Origin of the sequence: Methylobacterium pseudosasicola (genome assembly GCF_900114535.1) — a bacterium.
Classification (GTDB): domain Bacteria; phylum Pseudomonadota; class Alphaproteobacteria; order Rhizobiales; family Beijerinckiaceae; genus Methylobacterium; species Methylobacterium pseudosasicola.
Genome location: NZ_FOTK01000040.1, coordinates 19225 through 41405 on the forward strand (window position 1 = coordinate 19225; position 22181 = coordinate 41405).

The window sequence follows — 22181 nt, forward strand, 5'->3', positions numbered from 1 at the left end:
GAGGATCGCATGAGCCGAATCGCAGCGCTGATCGAAGACCTGGCGGCCTCCGAGCATCGGCCGACCAAGGCCCTGCGCGAGGCGCTGGCGCACCCGGCCGAGATCGCCGAGGCGACCCTGCCGCTGCTGGAGGCCGCGGCCAAGGGGGACGAGCTGACTCCGGAGCAGGAGAACCTGCTGTTCTGGGGTCTGCACCTCATGGCTCAGGCCCGGGACACGCGCGCCCTGGCGCCCCTCCTCAAGCTGCTCCGGCAGGACGAGGAGACGCTCGACGCGGTGCTGGGCGACGCCGTGACGGCGACCCTGTCCAAGGTCGTGACCAGCCTGTTCGACGGCGATCACCAGCCCCTGTTCCGGCTGATCCTCGACAGCACCGTCGATGACCTCACCCGCATGGCGCTGCTGTCGGCCTGCACCTTCCTGACCCTGGAGGGCCGGATCGACCGCGACGCGATGCACGCCCTGCTGGTCCGGTTCGACGAGGCGAAGGCGGCCGTCGAGGAAGGGCCGGCCTGGGTCGGCTGGGAGGAGGCGATCGCGCATCTGGGCTTCCGCGATCTCGCACCCCGCGCCGCGGCTGCCCGGGCCGACGGGCGGATCACCGACGAGATCAGCGACGCCGACTGGTTCAAGGAGGCCCTGCGCAAAGCCGAGACGAAGCCGGACGACCGGGACCGGCTCGGCCCCTACCAGTACGGTTATCTCGACGACCCGGTGGAAGCCCTCGACTGGACCGCGGAGGGCGCGGGCGAGCCGGTGCGCAACCCGTTCAAGGATGTCGGGCGCAACGATCCCTGCCCCTGCGGCTCAGGGAAAAAATTCAAGAAGTGCTGCCTCGGCAAGGAGGAGGCGGAGGGTCCCTGGATGCCGCCTGGCGCCCTACTCGGCTGAGGCGCCGCTCAGCGGGTTGTCCGGATCCCAGCCGTAGCTCAAGGTCTCGAACCGCATCGAGCGGGCATCGACCATCAGCAGGCGGCCGACCAGCGGTTCGCCGAACGCGGCGACGGCGCGGATCACCTCCATAGCCATCAGCGAGCCCATCACCCCAGCCAGCGCGCCCAGCACCCCGGCCTCGGCGCAGGCGGGCACGCTGCCCGGCGGCGGCGGGTTCGGAAACAGGCAGCGATAGGTCGGGTTCGGCTTGCCGTCGGGACCGGTCTCGTGCGCCCGGATGGTGGTGAGCGTTCCGTCGAACCGGCCGAGCGCCGCCGTCACCAGCGGACGCCTTGCGTGGAAGCAGGCATCCGAGACCGCGTAGCGTGTCGCGAAATTGTCGGAGCCGTCGGCGACGAGGTCATAGCCCGCGATCAGGTCGACGGCGTTGTCCGGCGTGATGCGGAACGGGTGCGGGACTACTTCCACATGCGGATTGAGCCGCGCCACCGCCTCGGCCGCGCTCTCGACCTTGGGTCGGCCGAGATCCGGCGTGCCGTGGATCACCTGACGCTGGAGGTTCGAGAGCGAGACGGTGTCGTCGTCCACGATGCCGATCGTGCCGATGCCGGCCGCCGCGAGATACTGGATCAGCGGCGCGCCGAGCCCCCCTGCCCCGATGACCAACACCCGGGCCGCCTTGAGGCGCGCCTGCCCGGGGCCGCCGACCTCGGCCAGGACGAGGTGGCGTGCGTAGCGTTCGATCTCGTCGGGAGCCAGGGCCATGGGGAGGAGATAGTCGCCCGAACGTCGCGACGGAAGCGCCGGACACGCAAACGCCGCCCCGGTCAGGAGGCGGCGTGAACGGCGATTCGGAACCGGATCAGCGCGGAGCCAGGATCATGATCATCTGGCGGCCTTCGAGCATCGGCTCGCTTTCCACCTTGGCGATCTCGGCGGTCTCGGTCTTCACGCGCTCCAGGAGGCGCAGGCCGATATCCTGGTGAGCCATCTCACGACCGCGGAAGCGCAGGGTCACCTTGACCTTGTCGCCTTCCTCGAAGAAGCGGTGCACCGACTTCATCTTGGTGTCGTAATCGTGCTTGTCGATGCCGGGGCGGAGCTTGATCTCCTTGACCTCGACGGTCTTCTGCCGCTTGCGCGCCTCGTTCTGCTTCTTCTGCTCGTTGAAGCGGAAGCGCCCGTAATCGAGCAGCTTGCAGACGGGCGGCACCGAGTTCGGCGCGATCTCCACGAGATCGAGGCCGGCTTCCTCAGCGAGGGTCAGCGCGTCGAAGAAGGGGACGACGCCGCGGTTCTGCCCGGTATCGTCGATCAGCTGCACTTCCCGCACCCCGCGGATGTCGCGGTTGGCGCGCGGCCCGTCCTTCTGCGGGGCCGGCATGGCTCTCATCGGTCTACGAATGGCTTCGGTCTCCTGCTGCAACGACGAAACGGCGGATCGGACGACCCGTTCCGTGGATCTCCTGACCGCCAGCCGCTCCGGTCTCTCCCGGACATACTACGTTGGAGGAAGCCCGGCCAGAGTCAACGGGGTGTCGGCGCGCGGCGCGAAAGAATCGGCATCGCGTTGAAACGCCGGCTTACTTTCCCGGCGCCGGCCACCGCGGCATTCGTCCCCATCAGGGGCGGCGTCCGAGCAGGTGCGCGTAGACAGCCAGCGTATCGCCGGTCATGCGCTCCAACGAAAAGTTCGCCTCGACATGGGCGCGGCCGCGCCGCACGAGCGCGTCCCGGGCGCTGGCGCCGAGCGATAGGGCCTCGGTCAGGGCCGCGGCGAGCGCGCCGGCATCGCCGGGCGGCACGCGCCAGCCGGTGCGCTGGCTGGCCGAGACATCCGGCGGCGCCAGGACCGTCTCGGGGACGGCCCCGAGATCGGAGACGACCACGGGCGTGCCGAGCGCCTGCGCCTCCACGGCCGAGCGGCCGAACGCCTCGGGCTCCACGGAGGGCACGGCGACCACGGAGGCCGCCCGGAATGCCGCCGGCATATCGGTGCAATGGCCGACACGGCGGACGATGCCGCCGAGGCCGCGGGCGGCGATCAGCGCATCGAGCTCGCGCTCGTAGGAGGCCCGGCCCTGCGGATCGCCGGCGAGCACCACGGCAAGGTCCGGAACGCCCCGGTCGCGCATCTGCGCGGCGGCGTCGATCAGGACCCGGTGCCCCTTCCAGGCGGTGAGCCGAGCCGCCAGCAGGATCACCCGCTCGTGCGGCGCCACGTTCCAGGCCCGGCGCAGGGCCTCGACCCGGCCGGCGCCGACCGACACCGGATTGAAGACGGCGAGATCCGTGCCCCGGTGGATCACCCGCACCCGGTCGCCGGCCTGCTCGGCATGGAGCCGGTGGATCAGGTCCGCGGTGTAGCGCGAATTGGCGATCACCACGTCGCCCCGGGCCATCACCGAATTGTACAGCACCTTCACGCCGGTGCGGCCGGAATAGCTGCCGTGATAGGTGGTCACGAAGGGAAGCCCGAGGCGCCGGGCGGCGCCGAGTGCCACCCAGGCCGGGGCCCGCGACCGGGCGTGGATGATCTGCACGCCCTCGCGCCGGCACAGGGCCATGAGCCGCACGACGTTCAAGGCCATGCGGGCCGGGTTCTTTGAGGCGGCCGGGAAGCGCAGCCAGTGGCCGCCCTTGGCCTGAAGCTCGCCGATCAGGCGCCCGCCCTCGGTGGCGACCAGCGCCCGGGCGCCCACCGCCGCAAGGGCGGCGGCCACGTCCACCGTGGTCCGCTCGGCACCGCCGGCATCGAGCTCCGGGATGATCTGCAGCACCCGGGCGCCCGCGAGAACATTGATTTCGGCGGGGAAGCTCGACAGGCCGTGCGTCACATCACCCATCCGCCCGCGATCGGCGAGGAAGCGCAAGCCTCCCGCCGGCATCTGCACCGTGCTCGTACCCATTGCCCCAGCATCGCGGTCGCGCTTTACGGTCCGGTAAACGGAGGTTGAAGCCGACCCGGTCAGGGAAGGACTTCTCCAAGTTCGATAGTGGCCTAACGGAGCGATCGATGACCGATACAGGGCCGAATTTCATCAGCGTCGGCGAAGGAGCCGCCGCGCGGCAGATTGCCGTACGGGTGCGCGAGGGCGCCGGGCCGCCCGTCATCTGGCTCGGGGGATTCCGCTCCGACATGACCGCCACCAAGGCGACGGCCCTCGACACCTGGGCCGCCGAGCAGAAGCGCGCTTTGGTCCGGTTCGATTATGCCGGCCACGGCGCATCCGGCGGAAACTTCGCCGATTGCACAATCTCGTCCTGGCTCGAAGACGCGCAGGCGGTCCTGGCGCACTACGTCATCGAGCCGCCGATCCTGGTCGGCTCGTCGATGGGCGGATGGATCGCCTCCCTGGTCGCGCGGGATCGCGCGGCACGCGGTCATAAGACCGCGGGGCTTGTCCTGATCGCCCCGGCGCTTGATTTCACCGAGGACCTGATCTGGTCGCAGCTCGATGAGCCGGCGCGCGCCGCTCTGACGCGCGATGGAGTCCTGCGCAGGCCGAGCGATTACGCGCCCGAGCCCGATCCGATCACCTTAGCGCTGATCGAGGATGGCCGCCGGAACAGGCTGCTGGAACGCCCGTTCGATCCGGCCTGCCCGGTCCACATCCTGCAAGGCATGCGCGACCCGGATGTGCCCTACGCGCACGCCCTGAAGACGGTCGGCCGGCTCCCAGCCGAGGGCACCGTGCTCACGCTGATCGCGGATGGCGACCACCGCCTGTCACGGCCGCAGGATATCGCGCGGCTCGTGGCGGCGGTGGCGGGGATCGCCTGACCCACAGGGGTCAGTGCAGGCTGACGGCGTGGAGGTCCTGGGCGACCGCATTGGCCAGCACCACGTCCCGGGAATCCGCCAGCATGATCGGCTCGCCGCTTGCCGAAAGCAGGGCGAACAGGTCGAGGCCGGGCATCAGGTCCGGCGCCTGCGGGAACAGGCGGCGCACCTCGTCGGACCGGATCGGCCGGACGTAGGCGATGTGGCCCTCGCCGAGGGCGGCGAGATCGGCCGGGTTGAACTCGGTCGGGTCGAGATCGGCGGGGGTCAGGGGCGATGCGTTCAAGTTCGTCATGTCTTGCCCTCCTGGGGTGGCAGAGCGTCTACCTCCGGTCCCGGAGGCACCGGCGGTTCCATCCTGATGTGGGGATCTCCGGCGCCCAATCAATCGACCTATGGCATCGTCGCGCAGGGTCCAGACTGACCTTGCAATCGCGACCGATCTAGCCTCGGGCGCCGATATCGATCTTGCGCACGATCCGGTCGGGCTCGGGCCGGACGAGATCGATCGAGAGCAGACCGTTGGCGAGGTCCGCGCCCAGAACCTCCATGCCGTCGGCCAGAAGGAACGTGCGCTGGAACTGCCGCGCCGCAATGCCGCGGTGCAGGAAGTGCCGCTCGCGCTCCTCGACCTGCCGGCCGCGGACCACCAGTTGGCTGTCCTCCAGCATCACGTCGAGTTGATCGCGGGTGAACCCGGCCACCGCCAGGGTGATGCGCAGGCGCTCGGGCTCCCGCTCGGTGCGGGGCAGCCGCTCGATATTGTAGGGCGGATAGCCGTCGTTGGCGCCCTTGGCGACCCGATCGAGGGCCTGCTCGATCTCGTCGAAGCCGAGCAGGAACGGATGCCCGAAGGGCGAGGGTCGAGTCATTGCGGCCGTCATCCTCACAGCGAGGCCTCCGACCCTGGGACTAGCCGCAGCCCCGGATCTCCGAGCACCTCGACACCATGGAGCCCGCACAAGACAGCGCTCCACCGGTCGGAACGCCGCCGGTAACACGGAGATATGGCCGAGGGGGCCAACCCCATCAAGGGAACGGGTTAATTTCGTCCCACGATCACTATTCGCACCTGGCGAGACCCGGCATGCGGGATGTTTCGGCATATCATGCCGGGATGTTTCAGCAAGAGCCGAAACAGCTACGCTTGGGTCTAACAGTTTGGAACTACTCTGATTTTCTCGCCGGCTCTTGATCCCGGCAGCCAGCGTGGCTACTGCCCCCGCTGGCGATTGTCCGGCCTGGACGGGCGCGCGCCAACTATTCCCGACCCTGACGGGATCAGCGGAGCCCCGATGAGCGCGCCTTCGAGTCCGGCAAGTCATGCGGCGATGCAGCGTGTCGTCGACGTGTGCGGCGACGAGGCCGATATCCTGGCGTTGTCGGTCGCCCGATTCGTGGCCGCCGGCTACATGACCAGCGACGTCGCCTGCTGGAATGCCGCCTTCGACGGCGCCGAGCAATTGCTCGGACCGGCGGAGGGTTGTCGATTCGTCGCCAGCGTGGTCGCGATCGTCCGGGCGCTCCGGGCGGAGCGCGAGGATGATTGGTCGTTCATGCCGGCGAGCTGCTGCCGGGTCACCGGCCACGAATGCGCCCTGGTGGCGCTGATCGGCCGGGGCCGGCGCCGGCTCTGGGCGGATTTGGAAGAGGCCGCGGCCGAGATCACCGGTCGCGACGCGGCGCCCCGTCTAGTCGCGGCGGTGCGGGCCGCGGTCGCCACCCTCGATGCGGCGGCCGAACGTCTGGCACCCGCGACCTGCCCGCACAGGGTCGTGCTTCACTGAGTCGGCCGCTGCGGCGGCCTACCCCGGCTCCGGCCGGGTCCAAGAGAAGAGGAAATCGGTTTGGTGGTTGCCTTGAGCGTCCCGTTGTACCGCCGCCGGATCGGGCGGATCGCCCTCGATACGGCGGTCTGCCTCGCGCTCTCGGCGCTTCTGGTCGTCTCGGCTTTGGCGCAGGACGCCGCGGCCGAGAAGACGCCGCTGAAGCTGCAGCTCAACAAGCTCGAGACCGCGGGCGAGGCCTGCCGGGTCACCCTGGTGGTCGACAATGCCAAGGGGACCGGCCTCAAGTCCTACAAGGTCGACCTGTTCGCCTTCGATCCGGAGGGGGTCGCCCAGAAGCGTGTGGCCGTGGAACTCGGCCCCCTGCCGCCCCGCAAGACCACCGTGAAGATCTTCGACTTCCCGGGCATCGCCTGCGCCAAGGTCGGCCGGGTCCTGCTGAACGATGTGTTGGCCTGCGACGGCGGCGAGGCCGCCCGCGAGGCCTGCCTGGACCGGACCGAGACCGAGTCGAAGGCCGGACCCGCCTTCGACCGCTGATACGGGCGGTCGGAAGGACCCAGAGACCATACCGCCCGGCGGCGAGAGCAGCCGGGCGGTCAGCGGCTTTCGCCGCACCCCGACGAGACGGCGGCCGTGGGCCGCATGACACCACGACGCCAGGAGCCCGCGATGGACCCGACACAAGCCCCGACCGAGGTCGCCCACGACTTCTCGTTCCTCGGCCTGTTCCTTCAGGCCGATCCGATCGTGAAAGGCGTGATGATCCTGCTGGTCATCGCGTCGATCGCGTGCTGGACGGTGGTGTTCGAGAAGATCATCCGGCTCTCGGCCGCCCGGCGCCAGGCGAAGGCCTTCGAGACGCTGGTGCGCTCGGGCGGAAGCCTCGACGGCCAGCACAAGGGCCTGACCGGCCACGTCGTGAAGGCCGCCATCGACGCGTGGCGCGACCAGGATCCTACCGAGACCCGGGCCGAGCGGCGCGAGCGGATCGAGCGGGCCATGCGCGGCGCGTTGGGCCTCGAGGTGAAGCGCCTGCGCACCGGCCTGTCGCTGCTGGCGACCTCCGGTTCCACCGCCCCGTTCGTCGGCCTGTTCGGCACGGTCTGGGGCATCATGAACTCGTTCTCGTCGATCGCGCGCAGCCAGGATACCTCGCTCGCCGTCGTCGCGCCGGGCATCGCGGAGGCCCTGTTCGCCACCGCCATCGGCCTCGTCGTCGCGATCCCGGCAGTGATGGCCTACAACAAGCTGTCGGGCGACATCAGCGGCATCCAGAGCTCCTTCAATTCCTACATCGGATTGCTGGGCGACCGTCTCGCCAGAGACCGGGCCGCGGCCGGGCATCACCGCGCGGCGGCCGAGTAGGCGCCCGCTGCGGCCCTTCGCGTCGCGACGGGACCGGCACCAAAGCCCTGATCCGGCACGCTCGCCGACGCCGATCCGGCCCGCGAGCGTCTGAAACCATGGCCCGAACGGGGCCGAATGCAACCAACCGGAGACGCCGCCATGGCGATGGCATCGCCCCGCGCAAGCGACGATGACGACCTCGACGACATGCCGATGTCGGACATCAACGTCACCCCGATGGTGGACGTGATGCTCGTGCTCCTGATCATCTTCATGGTCGCCGCGCCGCTGATGACCACCGGCGTCCCGGTGCAGCTGCCCAAGACCGCGGCGGCCAAGGTCGCGCAGTCGAAGAAGCCTCAGGAGGTCACGGTCGACAAGGACGGCAACCCGTCGATCGCCAAGGAGGTGTTCACCATGGACAGCCTCGTGCCGCGCCTGCGCGAGATGGCGGCCGCCGACAAGGACCAGGTCATCCTGGTGCGCGGCGACCGGGACGTGCCCTACGGCAAGATCATGCAGGTGATGGGCCTCGTCGGCCAGGCGGGCTTCACCAAGGTGTCGCTGATCGCGCAATCGCCCGGCGGCCCCGCCGCGGCGGCCCCGGCCGCGCCCGCAGAGACCGCCCGCTGAATCGATGAGCACGCTGACTTCGACGGATCTGCCGGCAGGCCCCGGCGAGCGCGGCCCCTCAGGGCTGCTGCTGGCCTTCCTGGTCGCGTTCGCGCTGCACGCCCTCGTGCTCGTGGCGGTGATGTTCTACCGGCTCACGCCGCCCGCGCCCCCCGGCGAGCAGCAGATCTCCATCGATCTGGCGCCGGTGATGACCGATGCGGCGACCGAGGCCCCGGCCGAGCAGCAGATGAGCCAGGAGGCGCCGCCGGAGACCAAGCCGGTGGAGCTGCCCCCCGACGAGGCCGTGCAGCCGCCCCCGCCCGAGATGACCGAGGTCAAGCCCGACGAGACCCAGGCCGTCGTCGAGCCGCCTCAGGAAGCCGTGCCGGTGGAGGCCCAGAGCGAGGTGATCACCTCGTCCTCCGAGGCCGCCGAGCCGTTGGCGCCGCCACCGACCGAGGTCGCCAAAACCGAGGAGGCGCCGAAGCCGACGCCGGATCCGGCGAAGATCAAGGCCGAGCGGGAGGCGAAGCTTCGCAAGATCCGCGAAGAGAAGCTGCGCGAGCAGAAGCGCGAGGAGCGTCTCGAGGAGATCCGCGAAGCGAAGCTGAAGGCGGCCCGCGAAGCCAAGGCGAAGCAGGCTAAGGCCCAGCAGGGCGCCGAGGCGCGCAACTCGGCCTCCGCCGCGCGCCAGAACGCGGCCGGCCGGGCCGCCGCGGGCAGCGATCCGAGCGCGCTCCGGCAATGGACCGGGGCGATCAGCGCGGCGATCCACGGGCGGATGAATCCGGGGGCGGCAGCCGGCACCAGCGGCGGCACCGCGATGGTCCGGTTCACCGTATCGCGTTCTGGAGCGGTGAGCGGCGCAGGGCTCGCCCGGTCCAGCGGCGTCGGCCAGATCGACAGCGCGGCCCTGGCGGCGGTGCGCGGCGGGATGCCGCCGGCGCCCCCCGGCGTGACGCAACCGAGCCTTTCGGTCACGATCCCACTCAACTATCGCGTGCGTTGAGCGCGAGTAATGAGCGTATGGCGAGGCAGAGGGGCCGGTCTCGATTGATCAGGCACGGCTCGTTCTGAGACGAATACGCTGTCCTGTCCTGCTCGATCGGCGGGCCGGATTCGCCATCCGGCCTACCGGCGTGCTAGTGGTCTTGCGATCACGGCCTCGAACAGTCGTCGCAGGACGGCGTGGCGGGGCGGATCTTCCGGCCTTGCCCCTCCACCCCTCGAACAGGCCGGACCCGCTCCAGACGCCGATCCCGCGCCCGACGCGTAGGATCTGGTGCCGCTGGGCCGGGGCGAAAGGCACAGGATGAGCGACGAGACTGAGACCGACCTCGACGAGGCCGAGGATATCCGCGACGCGGAAGCTGAAGCCAAGACCCGGGCCGACAACCGCGCCGAGCGGGCCGAACGCGCCGAGCGCATGGCCCGCGAGGGCGCGCAGGCGATGGCCGAGCATCATGCCTCGATCAAGGCGATCGACGAGCGGACGCTGAAGCTGCGCTCCCTGCGTCTGGCCAAGGAGGCCGCCGAGGCCGAGATCAAGGCCGCGGAGGCCCAGTCCAAGGCGGCCGACGCGCAGGCCAAGGCGGACGAGAAGGCGGCCAAGGCGGCGGCCAAGATCGCCGCCAAAGGTGCCGGCAAGGGGGCTGCCAAGAAGGCCGCGCCGAAGAAAGCTGCCGCGAAGGACTGAGGGCCGATGGCCGACGATCGCAACCGCCGCCGATTTACCGATCCGCGCACCGCAGCCGAGGCGGCCTTCAAGGCCGCCACGACCGCCAAGCCCGCCGCCCCTCCTTCCCCGCCCTCGGCGCCGCGGCCCGCGGCTGTTCCGGGCGCGCGGGAGATGGTCACGCTGCGCCTCGACAGCGCCGTTCTGGCCCATTTCCAGAAGGACGGTCCGGGCTGGCAGGACCGCGTCAACGAAGCGCTGAAGGCGCTGGTCCCCGCTTCGGACGCGTGAGACCGGCCCACCGGGGTCGATTGCGTTCGGCGAGCCGGTACCCGCTGACGCGTCCGACAGCTTCGGTTCAACGCTGAGAAACGGGACGGCCCGCGCCGAGGCACGGGCTGTTTCTCTGCGTGGATGGCAAGATCAGGATCAGATCTTACCTTCGAGGCCCATCGTGTAATATTTGTGGACGATCTTGTCCTGGTTCTCCAACAGCCAGTCGATCGACGGCTCGTTGGTCATGGCCTTCCGGATCGCCTCGGTCATGCCCTTGCGCTGGATCTCGAACAGCGCCTTGTGATCGACCGTCTCAGCCTGGATCACGCCCGGGCTCAGCCAGACCGAGCAGATGATGCCGAGGTCGTTGGCCTTCTCCTTGGGGATGTAGCCCGCCCGCACGGCGTCGAGCACGCCGTTGGCGATGGCGAACTGCACCGTGCCCATCAGGATCGAGGTGTACTTGCTCTCGGTCACGCTGACCTTGGAGACGCAGAGCGTTACCGGCCGGACCATGATGTCGGTGTTGAGCAGCGCGAAGACGCGGCTGTGCCCGACCACCTGGTCGCCGGTCAGAGTCGCGATCGCGGTGCCGACCGGCCCGTCGAGCTCGCCGATGATGACCTCCGGCTCGGACGCCGTGTTGGGCGGGCCGCCTGCCACCAGGGCCTCACCGGCGCGGAGGATGATGCGTTCACTCATAACGGTAGGCTCCTTGGGTACGGCACCGGTGGGTCGAGGCGGCCGTGCGCATACGTGTCGGCTGGATAGGCGCCTCGGCTCCGGGCAGCGCGGTCCGCTGCGTCCCGGTCGGCGGCCTCCTCTACCACAACGCTCCGGGCGACATAGGCTCGCCCGTCATCCGTGACTGATTGGCAGACCAGATGATCGCTGGCGGCTGCCCGCGACCCGATGGGTTGCTCCGCTCAAGTTCGAGCGCCGCGGCTGCCCGGCAAAGCTGCCGACGCCGTGGGGACGGCCAGCGGAGGGTTCCGGTCCGATTATCGCCATCGTCGGAGCGTCGATCGAAACATATGTTTGTCTTGATCGGTGATAGAAGCGTATCTATAGCCTAAAACCTAACATATTTAGTTTTTCGATGCCGTACAGGCGCGGCTTTGTTCGAAAAAATCCGTCCGCATTGAAGATCAGACTGAACCGGTAGCCTGAAGCGCGGTTGGACGAAGAGCGACGCGGGACGCCCTTCGGGGCATGCAGCCCGCACCAGCGTGCGCGGTGAGCCGCGCCCACCGTACCTGTCACAAGGACTGGACCGCATGTATTACCTCGACAAGCGCCTTCAGTACCCCGTCAAGGTCGACAAGCCCGACCCGATCTACGCGCGCATGCTCCAGCAGGCGATCGGCGGGATCGAGGGCGAGATCCGCGTGTGTATGCAGTACTTCTTCCAGGCTTGGGGCAATCGCGCGCCGACCACGAAGTATCGCGACATGCTGCTCAACACCGCCACGGAGGAGCTGGGCCATATCGAGATGCTCGCCACCGCGGTGGCCATGAACCTCGAGACCGCCCCGACCAAGGTGCAGGAAACCGGGGCCGCCGATGCGCTCGTCGGCGCGGTGATGGGCGGTGAGAACCCGCGCCACGTTGCCGAAGGCATGCTGCACAAGACGCTGCTGTCGACCGGCATGGCGGCCTTTCCGGGCAATGCCGATGGCCTGCCCTTCGACATGAGCCACATCTACGCGAGCGGCAACATCGCAGCCGACATGTACTGCAACGTCGCCGCCGAGAGCACCGGCCGGGTGCTGGCGGTGCGCCTGTACAACGCCACCAACGATGCCGGCATGCGGGATATGTGGAGCTTCCTCATCGCCCGGGACACGATGCACCAGCAGCAATGGCTGGCGGTGATCGAGGAGCTCGGCGGCCACGCCGGCACCCTGCCGATCCCGAACTCCTTCCCGCAGGAGCAGGAGAACCAGAAGTTCAACTACAACTACTTCTCGTCCTCGGCCGACGGTTCGCCGCCACCCACCGGCCGCTGGACCGAAGGTCCGTCCCTCGACGGCAAGGGCCGGTACAGCATCGTCCAGAACCAGCCGATGGGCCAGGAGCCCGTTCTCGGCCCGGCCCGGCCGGACAGCGCCGCCCAGTCCGAGCAGATCGGCTGAGCCCACGGCGCTCCGGGACCGGCACAGAACCCGGCCCCGGAGTGCTGTCCTGCCGTGGCGACAGAACAATCGTCCCGAGCGCCGGTTGGTCTCAGGACAACCACGCGTGGAATGACAGCCGGAAGATCGCTCCCATGAAGGCACTGGTCTGGCACGGCACTCGGGATGTCCGCTGCGACACGGTCCCGGACCCTGAGATCGAGGAGGGCCGCGACGCCATCATCAAGGTCACGAGCTGCGCGATCTGCGGCTCGGACCTGCACCTCTACGATCACTTCATGCCGGGCATGAAGTCCGGCGACATCCTCGGCCACGAGGCCATGGGCGAGGTTGTGGAGGTCGGCAAGGACAACAAGTCGCTCAAGGTCGGCGACCGGATCGTCGTCCCGTTCACCATCACCTGCGGCCAGTGCGAGCAGTGCCGGCGCGGCAATTTCTCGGTCTGCGAGCGCTCGAACCGCAACAAGGCGCTGGGCGACACCGCCTTCGGGCACACCACCGCGGGCCTGTTCGGCTACACGCACCTGACCGGGGGCTATGCCGGCGGCCAGGCCGAGTACCTGCGCGTGCCGTTCGCGGACTCGACCCATATCAAGGTGCCCGACGGCATCTCCGACGAGAAGCTGCTGTTCCTGTCGGACGTGTTTCCGACCGGCTGGCAGGGCGCCGTCCAGTGCGACATCCAGCCGACCGACACGGTGGCGATCTGGGGCTGCGGCGCGGTCGGCCAGATGGCGATCCGTTCGGCGCTGCTGCTCGGCGCCAAGCGCGTGATCGCCATCGACCGGGTTCCCGAGCGCCTGCAGATGGCCGAGGCCGGCGGGGCCGAGGTGATCGACTACAATACGGAATCGAACATCGTCGGTCGCCTCAACGACATGACCGACGGCAAGGGCCCGGAGAAGTGCATCGACGCCGTCGGGCTCGAAGCGCATGCCATGGGGTCGGTCGACGCCGTCTACGATCGCGCCAAGCAGGCGATGCTGCTGGAGACCGACCGGTCCCACGTGCTGCGCCAGATGATCATGGTCTGCCGCCCGGCGGGCGTGCTCTCGGTGCCCGGCGTGTATGGCGGCCTGATCGACAAGTTCCCGATCGGCGCCCTGATGAACAAGGGCCTGACGGTCCGCACGGGTCAGACCCACGTCAACCGCTGGACGCTGGACCTGCTCAAGCGGATCGAGGACGGGCAGATCGACCCGTCCTTCGTCATCACCCACACGATCGGGCTGGCGGACGGTCCGGAGATGTATCGGGTCTTCCGGGACAAGCAGGATGGCTGCATCAAGGTGGTGATCCGGCCATGAGCGACACACGGCACCCCCTCGCATCCCGCGGCGCCCCGGGTGGCGGAGCTTACACCCGTCACGACGAGCTGGCGCGGGGCCTCGGCTGGTTCTCGATCGGCCTCGGGCTCCTGGAGCTGACGGCGGCGCGCGGCCTGTGCCGGGCGCTCGGCCTCCGCGGCCGCGAGACGCTGATCCAGGCCTACGGCGTCCGCGAGGTCGCGACCGGCGTGGCGATCCTGATGAGCCATGACCCGACGCCTTGGATCCTCGGCCGGGTCGGCGGCGATGCGATCGACCTCGCCACGCTGGCCACCGGCTTCGAGGACGACAATCCGAAAAAGACCAACCTCGCCGCTGCCACCGCCGCGGTGGCAGGCGTGACGGTGCTGGACGTCATCTGCGCCCAGGGGTTGATCGGCCAGAAGCGGCTCTCGCCCCCGGGGGCCTTCGATTACGGCGACCGCAGCGGCTTCCCGCTTCCCCCGCAGGCCATGCGGGGGGCGGCCTCCGACTTCGAGCCGCCGGCCGATTTCCGCATCCCCGAGCCGTTGCGGCCCTGGCAGGGCGGCAAGGCGTAGGCGCACCGAGCCTACGGACGCTCCCGCAGGATCCGGTTCACCGCCCGGTCGAGGGCGGACAAGAACGAAGAACGGTCGGTCCGGGAGAAGGGCGGCGGGCCGCCCGTGATCGTGCCGGCCTCCCGCAGGGACTGCATCAGGTCGCGGGTTGCCAGCGTCATGCCGATTGAGGCTTCGCTGAACGGCTTGCCGGTGAAGGCCAGCACCGTGGCGCCGGTCTTCACGCAGCGGGCGGCGAGCGGCACGTCGGCGGTGAGCACGATGCTGCCGCGGCCGGCGCGCTCGGCGATCCAGTCGTCGGCGGCGTCCAGCGCCGAGCCGACGACGACGCGCACGATCCAGGGCTCGCGCGGCAGGTTCAGGACACTGTTGGCGACGACGTAGACGGTGAGGCCGTAGCGAGCCGCGACCCGATAGGTCTCGTCCTTCACCGGGCAGGCATCGGCGTCGAGGTAGATCGGCAGCTTTGTCTCCGCCGCGCTCATCGCCGGGGCACCAGCTTCGAGACGAAGCCCGCCAGGATCAGGAGCGCCCCGAGGGCGAACTGCCAGTGCTGAATATCGCCGCCGATCGAGTGAACGATCGCGCGGCCGATCACGAACAGCCCGATCAGGGGCAGCCCGAAGCGCAGGACTAGCTTGATGACGAGCAACGCGGTCCAGGGTCCGGTTTCGGTGGAGGCCATCAGCGCGCCGCCGCCAGCCGGCGCTGGGGCTGCTCGGCGAGGGCAGTCTCGGAGGCGGCGCCCCGCTCCAGGGTCGCCACCGCGAGGGGCGCGCCGCGGCCGCGCAGGGCGTGCGCCCCCAGCGAGCGCGCCCGCACGCCCGGGGGCAGGCGCGGCAGACGGCTCAGCAGGTCCTGCGAGATCAGGATGCCGACGCCCAGCGGGCGACATAGGGCCTCGATCCGCGAGGTGACGTTCACGGCGTCGCCGAAATACGCGATCTTGTGGCGGTCGACGCCCACTTCCGCCGTGACCACCGAGCCGCCATGGAGCGCGGCGCGCAGCTTCGGCACCGTGCCGAACCGGGCGGTCCAGGCGGCCTCCTCGGCCTCGATACGGTCGATTACGTCGAACACGCAGGTGACGCAGCGGGCATCCTTCAGGCCCCGGCTCATCGGCCAAGTGACCATGGCGAGGTCGCCGATATAATCGTCCACCGAGCCGCCGTTGCGCCGCACCGGCTCGGCCAGGGTCGCGAACACCGCGCTGAGATATTCCTGGGCGCGCAGGTCGCCATGGGTCTCCGCGAAGGCGGTGGAGCCGACCACGTCCAGGAACAGGAAGATCCGCTCCTCGGCCACCGGCTTGTGGTAGCGGCCGATCATGAAGTTCACGAAGATCTCGCCGCCGACGAGGTCGCGCATGCGGATCACGAAGACGAGCAGGCCGGCCACCGCCAGCGCGTAGGCGAGGACGCGCGCGTTCGTGCGGGTCGCCACGGCGAGTTCGTCGCCCGTGAGGCCGAAGGTCCAGACGATCAGGCCGCCCAGCGCGTTGCCGGACACGATCATCAGCACGTAAGCGAGCTCCGCCGCGATGACGTAGAGCCAGGCCGGCAAGCGCCGGATCCGCGCCTGCAGCCCTGCCAGGATCAGGCCGCGGTCGAAGGCGAGGACCGTCGCGCCCGTGCACAGGCCGTAGGTGAAGCCGGCGAGCGGCGTGGCGCCGTCCGCGAAGATGATGTTGTAGAGCAGCCCCGCGCCGGCGGCCGTGAGCAGGATCAGTCCCCAGAACACCCGGTGGGCCGGCAGCATCAGCGCGTCTCCCACAGGGCCAGCGCGGGCCGCCGCAGCGCGGGCTTGGCAGGCCCCCTGGCGGCCTCGATGAGCGCGGCGTGAGACACTGGACTAAAGTTTCGCACCGGAGCGGCGGTGACCCATTGCTCATCCCCCCAAGATGGCGCGAGTAAGGCGCGGGCGGGTTCGGGCCCGTCGGAGGCCGGCTCGGCGCCGGCATACGGACCAAGAGCCATCGCGGCGAGGAAGGAAGCGCTGCCATGTACGCCAGGAGCTTCGGGGCGACGCGCGTCGCGGTGCCGGTGATCGGCCAGGGCACGTGGCACATCGACGGCTCGGACCGGGCCGACGCCGTGCGCGCCCTGCGGGCCGGCATCGATGCCGGCATGACCCATATCGACACCGCCGAGATGTACGGCGACGCCGAGGCGATCGTGGCCGAGGCCATCGCGGATTGCCGCGAGGAGGTCTTCCTCGTCTCGAAGGTGGTCCCGGGCAACGCCACCCGCCGGGGCGTCGCGCGCGCCTGCGAGGCTTCCCTGCGCCGGCTCAGGACCGACCGGCTCGACAGCTACCTGCTGCACTGGCCTGGCCAGCATCCCCTGGCCGAGACGATCGCGGGGTTCGAGGACCTGCGTCGGGACGGCAAGATCCTGTCCTGGGGCCTGAGCAATTTCGACGTCGACGATCTCGACCGGGTGCTGGCCATCGCCGGGCCGGACCGGATCGCCTGCAATCAGGTGTTGTACCACCTCAACGAGCGGGCGATCGAGCACGCGGTGTTGCCCTGGTGCGAGACGCACGGGGTCGCGATGGTCGGCTACTCGCCCTTCGGCAGCGGCGAGTTTCCCGACCCGGCCAGCGCCGGCGGCCGCGTCCTCGACGGCATCGCCCGCGCCCACGGCACCACCCCCTACGCGGTTGCCCTGGCCTTCCTGACCCGCCTGCCCGGGACCTTCACGATCCCCAAGACCGGCCGCCCGGCCCGGGCGGTGGAGAATGCCGGCGCCGCCGACCTGCATCTCGGCCCGGCCGAGCTTGCCATGATCGACGCGCATTTCCCGCGGGGCCCGCGACCGCGGATGCTGCCAATGCTGTGAGATCGGGACGGCGATCATCGCGACCGATCTGAACCTGCTTCATCGCCGATCAATTGGCAGGTCGGCGATCAGGGCGTCGCGCTCCGTGTGCAGCAACGCGATCAGGCGGCCGGCCATCTGGTCCGGCGGTCGTCCAGCCGGCCGGATCAACACCGTCTCGATGGGCAGGCGCGGCTGGAACGGCCGCAGCACGATCGGCAGACCCTTAAGCGCGCGTGCCGGCACTGGATCGACGATCGCAAGACCCAGACCTTCCGCCACCAGACCGCAGCGGGCTGCCGTATACTGGGCCACGAACGAGACGCGTGGCGCGACTCCCGCTTGTGCCAGGAGTCCATCGAGCGCCTCCTGCAGAGCGCCCGGAGTTCCTGCCACCAGAGACTCACCTGCGAGGTCCTGAATCGTCACCACCGCCTTGCGGGTCAAAGCATGGTGTCGCGGTAACGCGCAGATGGCATCGACCGAGAGGAAGGTTTCGCAGGCGACACCCGCATAGCCGGAACGCCGTCGGACGAGACCGATCTCGCACTGGCCCGACGCGGCCCAGGACCAGATCGTATCTGGACCGGGCATGTGGACGGCGACGCGCGCCTCCGGATGTGCGGCGTTCAAACGTCGGATGGCACGGGGGAGCAGCCGCGTCGCCAGTGACGGTTGGCACGCGATGCGAAGTCTGCCGGTTCCGACCTCTCGGATCTGCCGCGCCGTGTCGCGCAGGTGTTCGAGCCCTGCATAGGTCCGCTCGACCTCGCGGGCGAAAGCTTCGCCCTCCAGGGTGGGCGACGCGCTGCCGTGGCCGCGGACGAACAGCTCGAAACCGAGATCCGTTTCCAGCTGCGCGATCGCCCGGCTGATATGGGGCTGCCCGATCCCGAGCACCGCAGCGGCCTTCGTCATTCCGCCATGACGCAGGACGGCACGGAAAAGATCGAGATGGGCAGGGTTCATCATGCCTCGTGTGCATGGACGCGACCGTATCAGGCATTTGACGGCATGGGCTTCGGATGATTGTCAAGACACCACCCATGACCCGCGGCGCTCACGCCAGCGCCGCCCGATAGCACCCGCTCCTCATGCTGAACCTGCTCCTCCCTTCGGCCCTGGCACTCATGGCCGGTATCAGCATCGTCATTCAGCAGGCGCTGAACGCCAATCTGCGCACGGCGCTCAATTCAGCCGCGCTGTCGGGCGTCGCGAGCTTCACCGTCGGGGTCGCCTGCATGGTCGTCTTCGCCCTCGCAGTCCGCGACCCGATCCCGTCCGCCGGCATGGTGGCGCGGATCCCGTGGTGGGCGTGGAGCGGCGGGCTGTTCGGGGCGATCTTCATCGGCCTCGGGATCGTCCTCGTCCCGCAGCTCGGGGCCGGAACCTTCCTGGCGCTTCTGGTCACCGGCCAGATGCTCGCCTCGGTAGTCTTCGATCACTACGGCTGGCTCGGCCTCACCCAGCGGCCGATCGACCTGCCGCGCGCGCTCGGAGTCGCGCTGCTGGTCGGCGGCGTCATCCTGATCCGCCGCTGACCGAGACCAGCTAGTCCCCGATCCCGAACAGCTTCTCGACGAAGTTGCGGTCATCCTTGGCCGGCGCCCGGCGCGCTGGGGCCTGCTGGCGGGGCGTCTGGGCGGCCGGATCCCCAAAAATCTGGCCCAGGATGTCCGTCGGGGCGCTCGGCGCAGCGCTCGCCACCGAGGCGGTGGTCTCGGGCGGCGGCTTGCGCCAGCGGTTGAGGCCAGGCAGCGGCACCGGGCTCTGACCCTTCAGCGCCTGGGTCATGTAGGTCTTCCAGATATCCGCCGGCAGGTTGCCGCCGGTGACCTTCTTAGTGAGTTCGCCATCGTCGTTGCCGAGCCAGATCCCGGTGACGAGGGTGGCCGAATAGCCGATGAACCAGGCGTCGCGGAAATCCTGGGTGGTGCCGGTCTTGCCCGCGAGCTCCCAGCCCGGGATGTCGGCCTTCTTGGCGGTGCCCGAGACGAAGGTCTCGTGCATCATGGCGTTCATCATGCCGTCGGCATTGGCATCGATGACCCGACCGAGGCCGTTGTCGGAGCGCTTGTACAGGACCTTGCCGGCGGCGCTCTTCACGGAGGTGACCACGTAGGGGATCACCCCGGTGCCACCATTGGCGAAAGCCCCGTAGGCGCCGACCATCTCCAGCAGCGTCACCTCTGAGGTGCCGAGCGCGATCGAGCCGTTGGCCTGGAGCGGCGAGGTGATGCCGAGGCGTTGCGCCGTCTGAACCACCGTCTTCGGGCCGACTTCCTGGCCGAGTCGCACCGCCACCGTGTTGAGCGAATGCGCCAGCGCCGTGCGCAGGGTGACCGGGCCGTCGTAGCGGTGGGAGTAGTTCTCCGGCGCCCAATTGCCGATCCGGATCGGCGCGTCGTCCTTCACGGTTTCCGGGGTGGCCCCGTGCTCCACGGCGGCAAGGTAGACGAACGGCTTGAACGAGGAGCCGGGTTGGCGCTTGGCCGTGGTCGCCCGGTTGAACTGGCTCTGGGCGTAGTCACGCCCGCCGATCAGCGCGCGGATCGCCCCGTCGGGCCGCATCGAGACCAGGGCGCCCTGGCCGACATTGAAGCGCGTGCCCCTGGCGTTCAGCTCGTCGGTGAGCGCCTTCTCGGCCAAGCCCTGGAGGCCGGTATCGACAGTGGTCTGGACCGTGATGTCGGTGTCGAACTTGCCGACGTAATCGTCGAGCACGTCCATCACGAGGTCGGCGACGTAGTTGGCCGAGCCACCGCCGCGGGCGTTGGCGGGCCGGGCCGGCTGGGCCAGCGCCACCTTGGCGTCCTGCGCCGGCACGAAGCCGAGCTCCTGCATCGCGGCCAGCACCTGGGCAGCGCGCGCCTGGGCGGCGGGCAGGTTGCGATTCGGGGCGAGCCGCGAGGGCGCTTGCACGAGGCCGCCGAGCATCGCGGCCTGGGCCAGCGACACCTCCTTAGCGGGCTTGCCGAAGTAGCGCTGCGCCGCAGCCTCGACGCCGTAGGCGCCGGCGCCGAAATAGACCCGGTTTAGGTACAGTTCGAGGATCTCGTCCTTGCTGTACTTGTGCTCCAGCCAGAGGGCGAGGATCGCCTCCTGGATTTTTCGCGAGGCCGAGCGCTCAGGGGTCAGGAACAGATTCTTGGCGAGCTGCTGGGTCAGTGTCGAGCCGCCCTGCGCGACGCCGCGCCGGGTCAGGTTCTGGCCGATCGCCCGGAGGATACCCACCGGGTCGACGCCGAAATGCTGGTAGAAGCGCCGATCCTCGATCGCCACGAAGGCCCGCGGCAGATAGGGCGGCAGCTCCTTGATCGAGACCACGCGGCCGCCGGTCTCACCCCGGTTGGCCAGCAGCGAGCCGTCGCTCGCCAGGATGGCGATGTTCGGCGGGCGCTTGGGCACCGCCAGCTGATCGATCGGCGGCAATTGCGAGGCGTGGTAGGCGATGAGCCCGGCGATGCCGATCACCGCCCACAGGCCGAGCACCACGGTGCCGTAGACGATCCGACCGAGCCACGAACGCCGACGCCGGCCGGATTTCTTCGGGGACCGACGGGCCGCCGTCTTGGCCGTGGCCCGCGTCGTCTCGTCCGCTCGCTTGCCCACGCGTTCTCCTGTCCCGGCCCGGTCGTCCCGGGACAGGCGCAGGTCGAGCTCGCCGCGATCCCGGACGCGCCCTTCCGGCACGTCGAAATTCGGCTCTATCCTGCCCCGACCCTTGGCCATGCATCCCGTCTTCGAACGATCCGACACCGGCGCGCGTGTGCGTTGCGGCGCAACCGGGTTTCCGCACGCTAAATGCGGCGGTTTAAGGGGTCGTTAGCGATCCCATCCGCACCCGAACCGGGATGGCAGGACAGGATCGGCCTTCAGCCAGCCGCTGTCGAATCCTGGCCCAGCACCCGCCGCGCCTCGGCGAGCAGCACCGGATGCCGGACCGATTGCGGGCCGGAATCCGGGGTCTCGCGGCCGAGCCGGGCGATGCGCGCCTTGAACAGGCGCCGGCGCAGGCCGAACCGGCCGATGCTGGCGGTGAGCGCCAGCAGGACCGTCCGCACCGCCTCGGTGCGCTCGCGCTCCTCCACGATCGCGGCCTTCAGCGTTGCCTCGCGTTGCAGGGCGGCGTCGAGCTCAAGGCGCACGGCGGCGCGGGTCGCCTCGTCTTGCCGCGCGGATTCCAGCTGGAGCCGGCATTCTTGCAGCGCGCTGAGGATCATGAGCTCCTGCGCCGACGCATCCCGCATGGTGTCCTCCCGGCACGCCGCCCGGTGGACAACCCGGCGCGCGCCCGATCCCTGTCACAAAAAGCTTCGGCCCCGGCCTGCGACCGCGTGCGGACCGTCATGGGTTCGCCATACCGGTGCCGGGCTCTAGCCGGAAGCCACCGGGCCGCGATATCGAGGCCGCGCTCATCGGTGAAAAAGGGATCGACGACGTGCGTTGCAGGATTGCCGTGGCCCTGGGGGGCCTCATGCTCGGTTCGGTGCTGGCGGGACCGGCCTCGGCGCGGATCGAGCAGCTCGACACGGTGAATCTGGTCGCCTGCGCCCAGGATGGCGGGGTCTGCCGGATGCCCTACCCGACCAACGTCTATTACGGCGTGCCGGGCAAGACCAACGGCCGGCCGTTCCCACAGGGCGGGATGGTCCCGTGCAACAGCCAGACCTTCGGCGATCCCGCCCCGGGCCAGCCGAAGAGCTGCTGGTACGCGCCGCGCCTGAGCGAGACCCGCGGCGGCGGCGGCGTCGCCCCCCGCGACCGCGATGACGATTACGACGACCGCCGCCGCGACGCGTACCGGCGGCGCGACGACGACCGCTACGATCGCGACTACGACCGCCCACGGCCGCGCCGCTCCTATGACGACGATTACGACGCCCCTCGGCGGCGCAGCTACCGGGACGACCGGGACGAGTATTGATCGTTTTGCGACCCAAAACAGTCGCTCCGCCATATCCGGGCTGTTAACCGTC

27 protein-coding genes are annotated in these 22181 nt (G+C 69.5%); 15 read left to right on the forward strand and 12 right to left on the reverse strand.

Annotated features, from left to right (window positions below):
* Window positions 1-9 precede the first annotated feature (9 nt).
* Window positions 10-891, forward strand: a complete 882-nt coding sequence (locus BM228_RS26865; RefSeq protein ID WP_092045413.1) for a DUF1186 domain-containing protein — start codon at window positions 10-12, stop codon at window positions 889-891.
* On the opposite strand, the gene BM228_RS26870 is transcribed toward BM228_RS26865, so the two are convergent.
* The 3 genes from BM228_RS26870 to BM228_RS26880 form a co-directional block, all read right to left on the reverse strand.
* A complete protein-coding gene (locus BM228_RS26870; RefSeq protein ID WP_092045415.1) occupies window positions 880-1659 on the reverse strand; it encodes a HesA/MoeB/ThiF family protein in 780 nt (259 codons plus the stop codon). The genes BM228_RS26865 and BM228_RS26870 overlap by 12 nt on opposite strands.
* A gap of 97 nt (window positions 1660-1756) precedes the next feature.
* Entirely contained in the window at window positions 1757-2278 is a 522-nt protein-coding gene (gene infC / locus BM228_RS26875) for a translation initiation factor IF-3 (RefSeq protein WP_243944922.1), read from the reverse strand.
* Window positions 2279-2516: 238 nt separating this feature from the next.
* Window positions 2517-3740 (reverse strand): glycosyltransferase family 4 protein, encoded by a 1224-nt coding sequence (locus BM228_RS26880; RefSeq protein WP_092045475.1) that lies wholly within the window; start codon window positions 3738-3740, stop codon window positions 2517-2519.
* A gap of 170 nt (window positions 3741-3910) precedes the next feature.
* Here BM228_RS26880 and BM228_RS26885 point away from each other — a divergent pair, with 170 nt between their 5' ends.
* Complete coding sequence (locus tag BM228_RS26885; protein ID WP_092045416.1) at window positions 3911-4678, forward strand: alpha/beta fold hydrolase; 768 nt, start codon at window positions 3911-3913, stop codon at window positions 4676-4678.
* Between the two features lie 10 nt (window positions 4679-4688).
* Here BM228_RS26885 and BM228_RS26890 read toward each other — a convergent pair whose 3' ends face one another.
* Together BM228_RS26890 and BM228_RS26895 are read right to left on the reverse strand one after the other, a co-directional pair.
* Window positions 4689-4973: a BQ00720 family protein gene (locus BM228_RS26890; protein ID WP_092045418.1), complete on the reverse strand. Its 285-nt coding sequence runs from the start codon at window positions 4971-4973 to the stop codon at window positions 4689-4691.
* A 148-nt stretch (window positions 4974-5121) separates the two neighbouring features.
* The gene (locus tag BM228_RS26895; RefSeq protein WP_039902549.1) at window positions 5122-5550 is read right to left on the reverse strand and encodes an Hsp20 family protein; all 429 of its coding nucleotides are present in this window, start codon (window positions 5548-5550) and stop codon (window positions 5122-5124) included.
* A 423-nt stretch (window positions 5551-5973) separates the two neighbouring features.
* Here BM228_RS26895 and BM228_RS26900 point away from each other — a divergent pair, with 423 nt between their 5' ends.
* The 7 genes from BM228_RS26900 to BM228_RS26930 all read left to right on the forward strand — a co-directional run bounded on the left by BM228_RS26900 (window position 5974) and on the right by BM228_RS26930 (window position 10396).
* Window positions 5974-6465: a hypothetical protein gene (locus BM228_RS26900; protein WP_092045420.1), complete on the forward strand. Its 492-nt coding sequence runs from the start codon at window positions 5974-5976 to the stop codon at window positions 6463-6465.
* 63 nt (window positions 6466-6528) lie between these two features.
* A complete protein-coding gene (locus tag BM228_RS26905; protein ID WP_092045477.1) occupies window positions 6529-7005 on the forward strand; it encodes a Tat pathway signal protein in 477 nt (158 codons plus the stop codon).
* A gap of 132 nt (window positions 7006-7137) precedes the next feature.
* Window positions 7138-7833 (forward strand): MotA/TolQ/ExbB proton channel family protein, encoded by a 696-nt coding sequence (locus BM228_RS26910; RefSeq protein ID WP_092045422.1) that lies wholly within the window; start codon window positions 7138-7140, stop codon window positions 7831-7833.
* A gap of 141 nt (window positions 7834-7974) precedes the next feature.
* Window positions 7975-8448 (forward strand): ExbD/TolR family protein, encoded by a 474-nt coding sequence (locus tag BM228_RS26915; RefSeq protein ID WP_092045424.1) that lies wholly within the window; start codon window positions 7975-7977, stop codon window positions 8446-8448.
* A 4-nt stretch (window positions 8449-8452) separates the two neighbouring features.
* Window positions 8453-9439 carry an energy transducer TonB family protein gene (locus tag BM228_RS26920; protein ID WP_092045426.1) on the forward strand — a complete coding sequence of 329 codons (987 nt, stop codon included), beginning with the start codon at window positions 8453-8455 and terminating at the stop codon, window positions 9437-9439.
* 303 nt (window positions 9440-9742) lie between these two features.
* Window positions 9743-10126 carry a hypothetical protein gene (locus BM228_RS26925; RefSeq protein ID WP_092045428.1) on the forward strand — a complete coding sequence of 128 codons (384 nt, stop codon included), beginning with the start codon at window positions 9743-9745 and terminating at the stop codon, window positions 10124-10126.
* 6 nt (window positions 10127-10132) lie between these two features.
* A complete protein-coding gene (locus BM228_RS26930; RefSeq protein WP_092045430.1) occupies window positions 10133-10396 on the forward strand; it encodes a BrnA antitoxin family protein in 264 nt (87 codons plus the stop codon).
* A 138-nt stretch (window positions 10397-10534) separates the two neighbouring features.
* Here the strand turns inward: BM228_RS26930 and BM228_RS26935 are convergent, their stop codons facing one another.
* Window positions 10535-11083, reverse strand: a complete 549-nt coding sequence (locus BM228_RS26935) for a formaldehyde-activating enzyme (RefSeq protein WP_058192649.1) — start codon at window positions 11081-11083, stop codon at window positions 10535-10537.
* 575 nt (window positions 11084-11658) lie between these two features.
* Here BM228_RS26935 and BM228_RS26940 point away from each other — a divergent pair.
* From BM228_RS26940 to BM228_RS26950, 3 genes are all read left to right on the forward strand, one after another.
* Window positions 11659-12516 carry a manganese catalase family protein gene (locus tag BM228_RS26940; RefSeq protein WP_092045432.1) on the forward strand — a complete coding sequence of 286 codons (858 nt, stop codon included), beginning with the start codon at window positions 11659-11661 and terminating at the stop codon, window positions 12514-12516.
* 134 nt (window positions 12517-12650) lie between these two features.
* Window positions 12651-13823, forward strand: coding sequence for a zinc-dependent alcohol dehydrogenase (locus BM228_RS26945; RefSeq protein WP_092045434.1), 1173 nt, complete (start codon window positions 12651-12653; stop codon window positions 13821-13823).
* Window positions 13820-14383, forward strand: coding sequence for a cyclase dehydrase (locus BM228_RS26950; RefSeq protein ID WP_092045436.1), 564 nt, complete (start codon window positions 13820-13822; stop codon window positions 14381-14383). The genes BM228_RS26945 and BM228_RS26950 overlap by 4 nt, the downstream gene beginning before the upstream one ends.
* An 11-nt stretch (window positions 14384-14394) precedes the next feature.
* Here the strand turns inward: BM228_RS26950 and BM228_RS26955 are convergent, their stop codons facing one another.
* The 3 genes from BM228_RS26955 to BM228_RS26965 are packed head-to-tail and all read right to left on the reverse strand — an operon-like array spanning window position 14395 to window position 16141.
* Complete coding sequence (locus tag BM228_RS26955) at window positions 14395-14868, reverse strand: YaiI/YqxD family protein (protein ID WP_092045438.1); 474 nt, start codon at window positions 14866-14868, stop codon at window positions 14395-14397.
* Complete coding sequence (locus BM228_RS26960; protein WP_092045440.1) at window positions 14865-15068, reverse strand: hypothetical protein; 204 nt, start codon at window positions 15066-15068, stop codon at window positions 14865-14867. Before BM228_RS26960 ends, BM228_RS26955 begins: the two co-directional genes overlap by 4 nt.
* On the reverse strand, window positions 15068-16141 hold the full coding sequence (locus BM228_RS26965) for an adenylate/guanylate cyclase domain-containing protein (protein WP_092045442.1): 1074 nt from the start codon (window positions 16139-16141) through the stop codon (window positions 15068-15070). The genes BM228_RS26960 and BM228_RS26965 overlap by 1 nt, the downstream gene beginning before the upstream one ends.
* Window positions 16142-16383: 242 nt before the next feature.
* Here BM228_RS26965 and BM228_RS26970 point away from each other — a divergent pair, with 242 nt between their 5' ends.
* The gene (locus tag BM228_RS26970; protein ID WP_092045444.1) at window positions 16384-17223 is read left to right on the forward strand and encodes an aldo/keto reductase; all 840 of its coding nucleotides are present in this window, start codon (window positions 16384-16386) and stop codon (window positions 17221-17223) included.
* Window positions 17224-17262: 39 nt separating this feature from the next.
* Here the strand turns inward: BM228_RS26970 and BM228_RS26975 are convergent, their stop codons facing one another.
* Window positions 17263-18174 (reverse strand): LysR family transcriptional regulator, encoded by a 912-nt coding sequence (locus BM228_RS26975; protein ID WP_092045446.1) that lies wholly within the window; start codon window positions 18172-18174, stop codon window positions 17263-17265.
* 122 nt (window positions 18175-18296) lie between these two features.
* On the opposite strand from BM228_RS26975, the gene BM228_RS26980 reads away from it, so the two are divergent.
* Window positions 18297-18743 (forward strand): DMT family transporter, encoded by a 447-nt coding sequence (locus BM228_RS26980; protein WP_092045449.1) that lies wholly within the window; start codon window positions 18297-18299, stop codon window positions 18741-18743.
* Window positions 18744-18753: 10 nt separating this feature from the next.
* On the opposite strand, the gene BM228_RS26985 is transcribed toward BM228_RS26980, so the two are convergent.
* Complete coding sequence (locus BM228_RS26985) at window positions 18754-20934, reverse strand: transglycosylase domain-containing protein (RefSeq protein ID WP_092045451.1); 2181 nt, start codon at window positions 20932-20934, stop codon at window positions 18754-18756.
* A 143-nt stretch (window positions 20935-21077) separates the two neighbouring features.
* Window positions 21078-21452 carry an ATP-dependent helicase gene (locus tag BM228_RS26990; RefSeq protein WP_092045453.1) on the reverse strand — a complete coding sequence of 125 codons (375 nt, stop codon included), beginning with the start codon at window positions 21450-21452 and terminating at the stop codon, window positions 21078-21080.
* A gap of 191 nt (window positions 21453-21643) precedes the next feature.
* Here BM228_RS26990 and BM228_RS26995 point away from each other — a divergent pair, with 191 nt between their 5' ends.
* Window positions 21644-22129 (forward strand): hypothetical protein, encoded by a 486-nt coding sequence (locus BM228_RS26995; RefSeq protein WP_167367839.1) that lies wholly within the window; start codon window positions 21644-21646, stop codon window positions 22127-22129.
* Window positions 22130-22181 lie beyond the last annotated feature (52 nt).